This is a genomic window from Achromobacter sp. UBA5777 (assembly GCF_002418565.1).
Classification (GTDB): domain Bacteria; phylum Pseudomonadota; class Gammaproteobacteria; order Burkholderiales; family Burkholderiaceae_B; genus Achromobacter; species Achromobacter animicus.
In genome coordinates, this window is sequence record NZ_DIEJ01000128.1 from 1 (window position 1) to 11,984 (window position 11,984).

Genomic DNA, 11,984 nt, shown 5'->3' on the forward strand with positions numbered 1-11,984 from the left:
GACCTCGGGCGGCTCGGCGCCGCGGCGGCGGGCCGCCATCGCGCTCAGCTTCAGCGACACGGTCACCCACAGCAGCCGGCACAGCACCAGGCCCAGGCACACGGCCAGTCCATAGACGGGCAACCACCAAAGGGATTGGCCGCCAGCCTCTTTCGCGGCGCTTGCCAGGCCGGCGAAGATCGTGGGGAACTGCTCGCCCAGCAACACGAAGATCATGCCGTTCAGCGTGAACTGCACCGTGTTCCACACGGCCCTGCGCTCCATGCGAGTGGCCGCGAGTGCGCGGCCCGACAGTTCGGAATAGCTCATCATGACGCCGGCGGATACCGCGGCCAGGATGCCCGAGGCGTTGGCGTGCTCGGCCACGAAATAGACGAAGAAAGGCGTCAGCAGGCTGAGCAGCACCTCGGACCCCGGCTCTTCGCCCACCCGGCGCGTGTAGATGGTCCGCAATTGCATGATGAGCCACGTCAGCCCGGCCCCGATCGACAGGCCGGCAATGGCAACCCAGAAGAACGACATCGTGGCCTGCGCCAGCGAGAACGTGCCGGTCGCCGCCGCCGCAACGGCAAAGCGAAACGCCACCAGGCCGCTGGCGTCGTTGAACAGCGCCTCGCCTTCCAGGATGGCCATCATGCGGCGCGGGATGTGGACGCGCCGGGAAATTGCTTCGACCGCCACCGGGTCCGTCGGCGACACGATGGCCGCGATGGCGAACGCCACGGGCAACGGGACGTCGGGAATCATCCAGTGGATCAGGTATCCCACACCGATCACCGTCAGGATCACGAGACCGAACGCGAGCTGGATGATGGAGGAGGACTCGCGCAGCACCGCCAGCTTCGATATGCGCCATCCGTCCAGGAAAAGCAAAGGCGGCAGGAACAACAGGAAGAAGATCTCGGGTTCGATCAGCACCCCACGCTGGAACACGGCCGCGATCACAAAACCCAGACCGATCTGCACGAAAGGTAGCGGAACGGCCAACGGCAGCATCCGGACCAGCACGCCGCTGAACAGGACGGCGACCAGCATCGCCATGACTACGGTGAAAGTCCCCAATGCAAACCCCTGAACGTCGATCCGCGGGCGAATGCCCGCGGTGCGACGTTACCTTGGCTCCTAGGGGCGCGCAATCAATTCGCCGTGATCTTGCCCACTTCGATCACCTTCTTCCAGCGAGCAAATTCCTCGGCCTGGAACTTGGTGAATTCCGCCGGCGTGTTGCCGACGACTTCAAAGCCCAGTTCCAGCAAACGCGGCTTGACCGACGGATCATTCAGCGCGTCGACGATGCCGGCGCGCAGCTTGTCGCGGACGTCGGCGGGCATGCCCTTGGGACCTGCGAACGCCTGCCACGACGTCACGGTCACGCCCTTCAGACCCAGCTCTTCCATCGTGGGCACGTCGGGCAGCAGCGGCGAACGCTTCGCGCTCGTCACCGCGATGGCGCGCAGCTTGCCCGACTGGATATGCGTGAGGCAGGTGTTGATGTTGCTGAAGCTGGCATCGACCTGCCCGCCCAGCAGATCGACGATGGCCGGCGCGCCGCCCTTGTACGGCACGTGCGTGGCCTGCGTGCCGGTCTCCTGCCAGAACAGTTCGGCGGTCAGGTGGTCCGAGGTGCCGTTGCCGGCCGACGCGAACGTCATGCGGCCCGGGTTGGACTTCAGGTAATCCAGCACGCCCTTCATGTCGCGAAGCTGCGAATTCGCGTTGACCACCAGCACGTTCGGCGCCTGCACGGCCACCGTGATGTATTCAAAATCCTTGAGCGCGTTGTAGCCCGGCTCCTTGACCAGATGCGGGCCGATCACGAAGGGACCCAACGACGACACCAGCACCGTGTAGCCGTCGGGCGCGGCGCGCTTGGCCTGGCCCGCGCCCAGCGTGCCGCCCGCGCCCGGCTTGTTCTCGATCACGAAGGTGCCGCCGAACTTGTCCTGCAGCTTGGGCGCAACCGTCCGGGCGATCAGGTCGGTCGAACCGCCCGGCGGAAACGGCACCAGCATCGTGACGGGTTTGGCGGGCCAGTTCTGCGCCTGAGCCGACGCCGTGACGGCCAGGCCAAGCGCGAGCGTGGTGAACCATTTTTTCATGCGTGTCTCCTCTAGGTTGGCGTCTGTCGCGCCGTTGGTCGTGCATGGCGTCCCGCCGCAAGTCGGCGGGACCGGAAAGGGTTCAGGCCCGCTTGCCGACTTCGACCGTGTCGCGCGTCCACGCGCGCGCCTGATCGCTGAGCGAGATGCCCAGGCCCGGGCGGGTCGGCACCAGCATGCGGCCGTCGCGGATCTCGAGCCGCTCGTTGAACAGCGGCTCCAGCCAGTCGAAATGCTCGACCCACGGTTCGGTCGGATACGCGGCGGCCAAGTGCACGTGCAGTTCCATCGCGAAGTGCGGCGCCAGCATCGCGCCGGCCTGTTCCGCCTGCGACAGGATCTTCAGGAACGGCGTGATGCCGCCCACGCGCGGGGCGTCGGGCTGCACGTAGTCGGCGGCGCGGTGGCGGATCAGCTCGCTGTGCTCGGCCGCGCTGGTCAGCATTTCGCCAGTGGCGATCGGCGTGTCGAACTGCGCGGCAAGCGCAGCGTGGCCTTCGTGGTCGTAGGCGTCCAGCGGCTCCTCGATCCACACCAGGTTGAACTGTTCAAAGATGCGGCACATGCGCTGCGCGGTCGGGCGGTCCCACTGCTGATTGGCATCGACCATCAGCGGCACGTCGTCGCCCAGGTGCTTGCGCACGGCTTCGACGCGGCGGATGTCCAACTGCCGGTCGGGCTGGCCGACCTTCAGCTTGATGCCGCCGATGCCGCGCTCGCGCGAGGCGCTGGCGTTGACCAGCAGTTGCTCGAGCGGCGTGTGCAGGAACCCGCCCGACGTGTTGTAGCAAGCGACCGAATCGCGATAGGCGCCCAGCAGCTTGGCCAGCGGCAGGTTCGCGCGGCGGGCCTTCAGGTCGTACAGCGCCACGTCGAAGGCGGCGATGGCCTGGGTCGACAGGCCGCTACGGCCCACGGACGCGCCGGCCCAGCACAGCTTGGTCCAGAGCCGGCCGATATCGCTGGGGTCTTCGCCGATCAGGACGGGTGCGATTTCCTTGGCGTGGGCAAACTGCCCGGGACCGCCGGCGCGCTTGGAGTAGCTCAGGCCTATGCCCTCGTCGCCGTTTTCGGTCTGCACTTCGACAAACAGCATGGCGACTTCGGTCATGGGCTTTTGGCGGCCGGTCAGCACCTTGGCGTCGCTGATCGGGGTGGCCAGCGGCAGGTAGCACGACGAGATGCGCAACCAGGCGATACGGTCGGCGTTGGAAGTGGCGGTCATTGAAGTCTCCGGATATTTAGGCGGTCCTGCATGGACCCATCGAAAGAATCGGCAGATCGGTGAACGACGAATCGACGAGCGGTTGGATCACCGGCTGGTCTGGTCATGAAGTTGATGCCGACGAATGGACAACGTTGTCATTTGCGGCCAAATAAAAGGCGCCGATGTGCGGAGCCTGGCTGGCGGCAAGATAAAACGTTGCAGCTGACGTTCATGATAACGTTGTCCAAAATGCGCGGCAAGCCAGCGCGCGATCCGTACAAACCCGTACTTTTCGGTCCATGAAGCCTAAATCCATCACCCTGCATGACGTCGCCCGCGCGGCCGGCGTGTCGCTCATTACCGCCTCGCGCGCGCTCGGCAACCCGGGCCGCGTGTCCGAGGCCACCATCGCACGCGTCCAGCAGGCCGTCACGGAAACGGGATACATCCCCAATTTGCTGGCGGGCGGCCTGAAGTCCCGGCGCAGCCGCACCGTAGCGGCCTTGGTGCCCATCATCTCGGTCCCGCAGTTCCTGCCCACCATCGAAGCGCTGACCGCCGAACTCGACCGCGAGGGCTACCAGCTCATCCTTGGACAGATGGGCTATGACCGGGGCCGAGAGGAAGCATTGCTCAACGCCATGGCGGGCCGGCGCGTGGACGGCGTGGTCGTTGCCGGCCTGTTGAGCGACATCCCCGCCGCGCACCGCCTGCGGGAGATCGGCATCCCGGTGGTCGAGACCTGGGATCTGACCGAACGCCCGCTCGACATGCTGGTCGGCTTTTCACATCGGCAGGTGGGCAGCGCCGTCGCCGAGTTCTTTCTATCCAAGGGATGGCGCAACGTGGGACTGGCCACCGGCGACGACCAGCGCGCCGCCGTGCGCCGCGCGGGCTTCCTGGAAACTTTGGGTCATGACGTGCCCACGGCGGTGGTTCCGGCGCCCAGCAACGTGGCGTCGGGCCGACGCGCTGCGGCCGAACTGTTCGACAAGTCGCCCGGCCTGCAGGCGATCTTCTGTAGCGCCGACGCGCTGGCCGAAGGCGTGCTGACCGAGGCGCGCGTGCGGGGCCTTCGCGTGCCGCAGGATCTGGCGGTCTGTGGCTTCGGCGGGGCCGACTTCGCCGCGCACCTGGCGCCGTCGCTGACCACCGTGCAGATCGACGGCGCGGACATCGGCACACAGGCCGCGCGCGTGCTGATGGCGCGCTGCCGGGGCGAGACCCCGCCGGAGCCTGTCATTGACGTGGGATTCCGGATCGTCGAGCGGGAGTCGACGGGCGCCTGTGCGGCAACGTAGCCAGACACCTAGCTGAACGCTGGTCGCCACGGGCGGTTGTCAGACCGCGCCGCCAGTAGGAAAATCCGCCGAGCCGCGCGCTTCGACTGCGCGCCCCCGAAGCGCCCTGCCGCCTCAGAAGGAACCGCCCGTGAAGGATGATGTTGGCCAGTACCAGACTCACCCCGTCACCCTCCTCCAATCCAGCCCGTCATCCGACTGGCTCTATCACTGCGCCATGAGCCTGCTCAAGCTGCCCGCGGACGATGCGATCTCGGAGCAGCTTGCGTACATGGGCGAAACCTCGGACATCGACCGGGCCTGGATGATCGAGTACCGCCCCGACATGCTGCGGCTGCGCAATACCCACGAATGGTGCCGCGGCCAGACCGAACCCTTTGTCGCCGAACTGCAGGACGTGCCGACCACGCTGATCGCCTGGTTGCACCGGTTCATGGTCAAAGGGCAGGCGGTCGCCATCCACGACGTCAACGACCTGCCCCGCACCGCCCGCGTCATCCAGGCGGAGTTCCAGCGCCAAGGCAACAAAAGCGTGCTCAGCGTGCCGGTGTGCCTTGACGGCAAGCTGCAAGGCATCATCGGTTTCGACACCACCGTCCAGCACCGGCACTGGAGCGCCGGCGAGGTCGGTGCGCTGTACCAATGCGCCAATCTGATCGGACAGGCCAAGTACGGCAGCGGCCGCCCGCGGACCCCGCTGGGCAATCCCGCCGCATCGGTCGTCTACCTGAGCATGCGCGGCGTCGTGCGGGGCGTTCAGCCGGAAGCCATCGTGGGCGTGCGCTCGGCGGGCAACTACAGCGAGATCTGGCTGGACGACGGCTCGATGGTGCTGGATTCCCGCGCGCTCGGCGTCTGGTCGACCCTCCTGCCCGAGAAGACGTTCTTTCGCGTGCATCGCACCGCGATTGCAAACGCATTGCATGTCATGGACGTAGACCGCAGAAGCGTCGACCGGTGGCAGATCCGGATGCGCGCCGTGGACGAGACGTGGCCGGTGTCCCGCTCGTACCGCAAGCCGCTGCGCGAACGCATAGGGATCTGAGCCCGGGCCAACCGCGGCAAAGCCGGCCAATATGCCATTCATCACGCCGGGATGTTGTTTCGTCCTGACGCTGGTGGCTACGCACCGGGATTTTGGGATCATCGCGGCATGCGCAGGGACACCCGTTCCTCGCCCCTTCAGTGAGATCCGCATGCTGACGTCCCGCCTTCTCCCGCGCATCCCCGTACTTGCCTTGAGCGCCGCCTGCGCGCTGGGCGCAGGCCAGACCCAGGCCGCCGACCTGGCCTTGCAGGATGCCGTGTCCATGGCCGGCATGCAGTTGTATCTGAATGGCGGCGCGCCGGGCCTGATCATCGCGGCGGTTCGCGGCAATGACGTGGTGGTCCAGGGCTATGGCGAAACCGCGCCGGGCAGCGGCGTCGAACCCGACGGCCAATCCATCTTCCGGATTGCGTCGGTATCCAAGGTGTTTGCGGGCGACGTGCTGGCGTCGTTGGCCGCCAAGGGCAAGCTCAAGCTGACCGATCCGCTCTCGAAGTACGCGCCCGACAATGCCAGGGTCGATGCCAATGGCCGCCCGATCACGCTGCTCGACCTGGCGACGCATTCCGCCGGCCTGCCGCGCGAACTGCCCGACCCGGACGCCAAGCCCTCCGACAATCCGTTCGCCGTCTTCGACCGGGCCTATTACTGGAAGTGGATGGGCAGCCACAAGCCCGCCTACGTGCCCGGCACCACCACGCTGTATTCCAACCTGGGCTATGGCCTGCTGGGCGACGCGCTGGCCAAGGCCGGCGGCGCGGACTATTCCACCGTGCTTGCCAACGAGGTCTTCAAGCCCGCCGGCATGACCGACGCCACCAACGTGCTGAACGACGCACAGAAAAAGCGCCTGATGACGGGCCTCGATCCCTTCGACAAGCCCGACAACAATGCAGTAGCGCCCGACATCATGTATGCCAGCGCGGGCGTCTACGCCACGGCCGACGACATGGTGCGCTGGATGCGCTGGCATCTGGATGGCGCCAGGCAGGCCCGCGAGAACGCCCTGCTGGCGCACACGATGTGGCTGCCGTACGACGGACTCAAATCCGTGGTGGGCACGGAGGTCACGGACGCCGACGGCATGGGATTGGGCTGGGTGGTGACGCTGCCGCGCAACGGCTCGCCGTTCCTGCTGGGCAAGAGCGGCGGCATTGGCGGCTTCATGTCGTACGTGGTGCTGTCGCCCAACCGCGACCTGGGCGTGTTCGTTGTGGCCAGCCGCGTGAACTTCGGGATGTTCAACAACATCCATGCGCAGGTGCGCGAACTGGCGGCTGAGCTGGCGCGGTGAAGCGTCTGCATCGTGCGTTGCGCCAGACCGCGGCGGCGGCGTTGCTTGTCGTGGCCGCGCACGGCGCGTCGGCGCAAGAGGCAAGAGACATCTTCAAGACCGAGATCTTTCTCACGCCGTACAGCAATCTGGCCGACGGCGACGAATCGTATCCGCGCCTGAACGGCAGGTTTCTGCTGATGACCGGCTACACCGGCTTTTTCGGCGTGCACGACGCCAACGGCCAGCTTCCGCGCTCGCACTGGAGCAGTGTGCAGCCCACCGCCGAGGCCGCGCTGGTGCTGCAACTGACGCGCGAGTTTTCAATCCGCACCAAGGCCACGTTCAACTCGTCCACCAACGACACCAAGGACAACGCGTTTTCCGACCTGGGCGTGAACCTGGACAACCTGTTCGCCGCCTACACCGCCGACAACTACGCGCTGTACGGCGGCAAGATGGACCTGGGATTTGGCGACGCCTGGCACGTCGTGGACGGCCTGTATTCGGGCTTTAACGAGAACTCGGAATTCCGCGGCTCGATCGGCGTGGGCGGACGCTACACCTTGGGCACGTCGGGCCGCGGCACGCACTCCGTGGCCGCCCTGCTTTTCAAGCGCGACAACACCGCCATGAACCGCAGGTTCAGCCTGGACGGCGGCCTGCTCGGCCCCGACGAGCCGCCGATGTTCAGCGACCAGCTCAAGTCGTTCATCCTTTCGTACGACTTTCGCGATCTACCCGGACTGCCGGGCATATCGGGCGGGGTGGACGCGGGCCGGCTGCACCTGGATCCGGACCAGGGCGAAAGCGCCAATACGGTATCGGCCAGGGTCAGCTACGACACGCCGCTGGACGATGGATGGCACCTGAACTGGTTCAACGAGGCTACCTATTCCAGCGCCTTTCGCGGCGCGCCGGTTTCCAACGGCAATGGCGTAACCTCGGTGTCGTTGTCTCGAGACCGCTGGCAGGTCACCGCGACGGCCGCCGTGCGCAAGCTGACTGGCGGCGGCCAGACGCTGGCCCGGCATGGCCTGCTGGACAGTACGGATTGGGGAGTATCGGGCGCAGTCACCTACGTCACGCCCGTGGGGTTGATCGTGCAGGCCGGGATCACGCATCAGCGCGACCAGGCCCTGCGCCTCAACCAGGGCGTCTTTCGCATCGCTTACCAAGCAGGATTCTGAGGCCAACATGCACAGCACAACCACGCGCATCACCGCAACGATCGTTCTTGCCCTGGGCGGCGTCACGTCAGCCTGGTCGCAACCCGTGCCGATTACCCCCGCCGACTACCCGCCGGCGGACGCCGTCACGATTCCGGCCGGCAGCCGCGAACGCGCCGTGCAGGACCTGCCCGGCATCATCAAGGACATCATGCAACGCAGCCAGGTGCCGGGCCTGGCCGTCGCGGTCGTCATCGACGGCAAGACCGTGCTGACGCAAGGCTTCGGCACTCGCGAGGTCGGCAAGGACGCGCCGGTGGATGCCAATACCGTGTTCCAGATCGCGTCCATCTCCAAATCGCTGTCGGCGACAGTGACCGCCATCGAGATCACGCAGCGCAAGGCCACGTGGGACGACCCCGTGTCGCGTCATCTTCCGGGCTTTGCGCTCAGCAACGCCTATGTGTCCGAGCACGCCACCATCGGCGATTTCTTTGCGCACCGCACCGGGCTGCCGCCCACGGCGGGCGACGATCTGGAAGACCTGGGCTTTTCCCGCAACGAGGTCATCGCCCGCCTGCGCCTGTTGCCGCTCACCCCCTTCCGCACTTCATACCACTACGCCAACTTCAGCACCACGATCGGCGCCGAGGCCATCGCCAAGATTGCGGGACGCCCGTGGGAGCAACTGGCCGACGAACAGCTTTTCAAGCCGCTGGGCATGGCATCGACCAGTTACCGCTACGCCGACTTCGAGTCGCACGGCAACCGCGCCTTGCTGCATGCCTACCAGAATGGCCGCTTCGTGCAGGTGGGCAAGCGCAACGCCGATGCGCAGGCGCCCGCGGGCGGCGTGTCCTCTACGGTGGTGGACCTGGCGCAGTGGCTGAAACTGCTGCTGGCTGATGGTCAACATCAGGGCAAGCCGCTGGCCGCCCCTGGTGCGCTGCTGCCCGCCCTGTCGCCGCAGGCCTTCAGCGCCCCCGCGCCCGATCTGAATTCGCGGTCCGGCTTCTATGGCTTTGGTTTCAACGTCAACACGGAAACCGGCGGACGCCCTGCCATGGGGCATTCCGGCGCCTTTCTGGTGGGCACCGGCACCACCTTCCGCATCGTGCCCTCCGCCGGCATCGGCATCGTCGTGCTGACCAACGGCGCGCCGGTCGGCGCGGCGGAAGCCGTCGTGGCCACGTTCACCGACACGGCGCTGTACGGCAAGTCCACGCGCGACTGGTATGCGGCATACAACGGCGCCATGAAGAAGCTGTTCGAACCGCAGGCGGATCTGACCGGAAAGCCCGATCCCGCCAAGCCCGCCGCACCCAAGGCGTTATCGCAGTACACCGGCACGTTCGATAACCCCTACTACGGCCCCGCGCGAATCGAGGAAGCCTACGGCGCGCTGACGCTGGTGCTGGGGCCAAAGGACATGCGCTTTCCCGTGCGCCACTGGGACGGCGACACGTTCGCGTTCTCGCCGGCCGGCGAAGCCGAAATGCTCGCCTCTCGGGCGTCCATCGTCTTCAAGATGGCGAACGGGCAGGCCCAGGGCTTTGACATCAAGTACTACAACGACAGCGGTTTGGGGGGCTGGATCCGGAAGTAGCAGCCCCCCGCCCGCGAGGCGCGCCGGACGCATCTACGACTAAAGACGGATGTGCGCCGGACGAATCACCCGTATGGTTCGACCTTTTTGCCTAAGCAACCCATGCGCGTCACGGGGGGCAAACTGGACACAGCCGTATGACTCACAGCGCCTCGCCCTTTCGACTCACTCAACTTGCCGCCGCGATCGCGGGGGTGCTGCTGACCGGCACCGCCTCGGCGCAGCTGACGTGTCCGCCGGGGGGCAACGGCACCCTGACTTGCAGCTTGTCCGATCAGTACTGGAGCCCGGTGACCGTGACCCCGCCCAGCGGGTTCAATTCGCCAGTGCCCGTCATGAACGTCACGACCAGCTCCCCCATCAGCGCCGGAGTGACCGCCTACACACCTGCGGGCCTGTCCGTGCTGGCCTTTGGCAATCCTGGCAATACGAACAGCCTGAACGGCTACAGCGCGGCCGGACTGAACGTGAACAACAGCGGCGGTGTCATCCTGTCGTCCAGCGGCCCCTTCTTCACCAACGGCAATCTCTACGGCATATTGGCGCAGATGCGCGGCGGCGACGCTGCCTCATCCAGCGACGACGAGAACGGCGGCGGCGGCGGCAATGCAGGCACCACCTCGGTCGTCACGTTGAACAACACCGGGTCGGTGGACATGACGCAGTTGGCTGCGGTCACGACGCCGGGCGGCGCCGCGCTGGCGGCCCTGAGCGAGGGTGGCGCGGGCGCAGGCACCGATGACGATCACAATCCCTATGGTCCCGGCGGGCAATCGGCGGGCGCGCACATCACCAACGCGGGCGCCATCACGGCCACTCTCATGGGCACGGGCCGGTTCGCAGGCATCCAGGCCGCCAGCAACGGCGGTTACGGCGCAACGCAGTACAACGGCGGCGGAAACTACGGCGGCGGCGCGGGCAATGTCTCGATCGTGAACAGCGGCCAGGTGGCCGTGAACTGGACCTGGGCAAACGGCAGTGCCGGCAGCAACGCCGGGCTCTACGGCATCCTGGCTGAATCGCACGGCGGCAACGGCGGCGACAGCGCCACGGGCGGGCTGGGCAACGGCGGGGCCGGCGGCAACGCGAGCAGCGCGGTCGTCACGCTGCAAGGGGGATCCGTCACAGTCAACCAGACCGGAACCTCCCCGGTCACCGGCGCGGGCGTCGCGGCCATCCTGCTGGGCGGCGACGGCGGCAACGGGCTGGCCGACGAAGATTACACAAGCGGCGGCAACGCGGGCAACGCGGGCACCATCACGGCGGGGGGGCCGCCCCCNNGGCGCACCGCCTTCATCGGCGTCCGTGCAGATCAACAACACCGGCACCAGCGTCACCACCTCCGGCAGCAAGTTGCCGGCATTGCGGCTATGGGCTCAAGGCGGTGCGGGCGGGGGCCAATTCAATCAGGGCAGCTATCACGACCGTAATGGCGGCATCGGCGGCATTGCCGGCGACGCCAGCCTGTCGGTCACCGCGGCCGGCACGGCGGTTGCCTTGTCGACCAATGGCGACAACTCCCCCGGTGTGCAGACGCTGCAGCAAGGCGGCGCGGGCGGCGTGGGCGCTCCTTACAGCGGAGACGCGCTGGGCTTTGGCAGCAGCAATGCGGGCAATGGCGGGTCGGGCGGCAACGTGGGGAGCCTGACGCTGCAACTGTCCGGCACCAGCGCCGCCCCCATTGGCATCACCACGACCGGCGCGCAATCCCATGGCATCTACAGCCTCTTGCAAGGCGGGTTGGGCGCGTACGGCGGTGAGGTGTCCGGTACGCTCTCCGGCGGCCAGGGCGGCAACGGCGGCGCGGGCGGCTCAACCGGCGGCACCACGATGAACCTGCAAGGCACGCGCATTGCCACGCAAGGCGGCACGGCCATCGGCGTCCTGGCGCAAAGCCTGGGCCAGAACGGCGGCGCTGGCGGCAGCAGCACGCTGACGGTGGCGATCGGTTCCGATGGCGGCAATGGCGGCTCGACCGGCAACATCGACATCACGACGGACGCGGCCTCCTCCATCGTCACGCAGGGCGCGAACGCGGCCGGCATCGTCGCGCAGACGGCCAGCGGCGCGGGTGGCGTTGCCGGGTCGACCGTGGCCCAGTTGGTGAGCACGCCGGGCGTCGGCGGCTCGGGCGGTAGTGCCGGCTCCATCACCATCAACAACGCGGCAAGCATCAACACCGCAGGCACGCAGGCCATCGGCATGCTTGCACAATCGCTGGCCGGTGGCGGCGGCGCGGGCGGTGACGGCTCGGGCATCTTCTTCAGCGAAGGCGGCTCAG

Annotated in this window: 8 protein-coding genes and 1 pseudogene; 6 read left to right on the top strand and 3 right to left on the bottom strand. The window is 67.0% G+C overall.

The window, feature by feature from the left end; genetic code table 11:
- From B3446_RS09525 to B3446_RS09535, 3 genes are all read right to left on the bottom strand, one after another.
- Positions 1-1,062, bottom strand: a 1,062-nt coding sequence (locus B3446_RS09525; RefSeq protein WP_291380416.1) for a cation:proton antiporter, incomplete at its 3' end; no start/stop codon positions are given.
- 74 nt (positions 1,063-1,136) lie between these two features.
- On the bottom strand, positions 1,137-2,099 hold the full coding sequence (locus B3446_RS09530; protein WP_191577817.1) for a Bug family tripartite tricarboxylate transporter substrate binding protein: 963 nt from the start codon (positions 2,097-2,099) through the stop codon (positions 1,137-1,139).
- An 82-nt stretch (positions 2,100-2,181) separates the two neighbouring features.
- Positions 2,182-3,324, bottom strand: a complete 1,143-nt coding sequence (locus tag B3446_RS09535) for an L-talarate/galactarate dehydratase (RefSeq protein ID WP_175137596.1) — start codon at positions 3,322-3,324, stop codon at positions 2,182-2,184.
- 281 nt (positions 3,325-3,605) lie between these two features.
- On the opposite strand from B3446_RS09535, the gene B3446_RS09540 reads away from it, so the two are divergent.
- The 6 genes and pseudogenes from B3446_RS09540 to B3446_RS09565 form a co-directional block, all read left to right on the top strand.
- The gene (locus tag B3446_RS09540) at positions 3,606-4,607 is read left to right on the top strand and encodes a LacI family DNA-binding transcriptional regulator (RefSeq protein ID WP_291380419.1); all 1,002 of its coding nucleotides are present in this window, start codon (positions 3,606-3,608) and stop codon (positions 4,605-4,607) included.
- Between the two features lie 130 nt (positions 4,608-4,737).
- The gene (locus B3446_RS09545) at positions 4,738-5,652 is read left to right on the top strand and encodes a GAF domain-containing DNA-binding protein (protein ID WP_291380421.1); all 915 of its coding nucleotides are present in this window, start codon (positions 4,738-4,740) and stop codon (positions 5,650-5,652) included.
- Positions 5,653-5,803: 151 nt separating this feature from the next.
- Positions 5,804-6,949, top strand: a complete 1,146-nt coding sequence (gene ampH / locus B3446_RS09550) for a D-alanyl-D-alanine-carboxypeptidase/endopeptidase AmpH (RefSeq protein WP_291380423.1) — start codon at positions 5,804-5,806, stop codon at positions 6,947-6,949.
- On the top strand, positions 6,946-8,118 hold the full coding sequence (locus B3446_RS09555) for a hypothetical protein (protein ID WP_291380425.1): 1,173 nt from the start codon (positions 6,946-6,948) through the stop codon (positions 8,116-8,118). Before ampH ends, B3446_RS09555 begins: the two co-directional genes overlap by 4 nt.
- A gap of 7 nt (positions 8,119-8,125) precedes the next feature.
- Positions 8,126-9,703: a serine hydrolase gene (locus B3446_RS09560; protein WP_291380427.1), complete on the top strand. Its 1,578-nt coding sequence runs from the start codon at positions 8,126-8,128 to the stop codon at positions 9,701-9,703.
- A 1,305-nt stretch (positions 9,704-11,008) separates the two neighbouring features.
- A pseudogene (locus B3446_RS09565) lies at positions 11,009-11,984 on the top strand (hypothetical protein); the annotation flags it as partial.

What these genes read in the sequence shown, in the direction of transcription:
- B3446_RS09530 (WP_191577817.1), bottom strand. Translation starts at nt 2,099, where the DNA reads ATGAAAAAATGGTTCACCACGCTCGCGCTTGGCCTGGCCGTCACGGCG.
- B3446_RS09535 (WP_175137596.1), bottom strand. Translation starts at nt 3,324, where the DNA reads ATGACCGCCACTTCCAACGCCGACCGTATCGCCTGGTTGCGCATCTCG.
- B3446_RS09540 (WP_291380419.1), top strand. Translation starts at nt 3,606, where the DNA reads ATGAAGCCTAAATCCATCACCCTGCATGACGTCGCCCGCGCGGCCGGC.
- ampH (WP_291380423.1), top strand. Translation starts at nt 5,804, where the DNA reads ATGCTGACGTCCCGCCTTCTCCCGCGCATCCCCGTACTTGCCTTGAGC.
- B3446_RS09560 (WP_291380427.1), top strand. Translation starts at nt 8,126, where the DNA reads ATGCACAGCACAACCACGCGCATCACCGCAACGATCGTTCTTGCCCTG.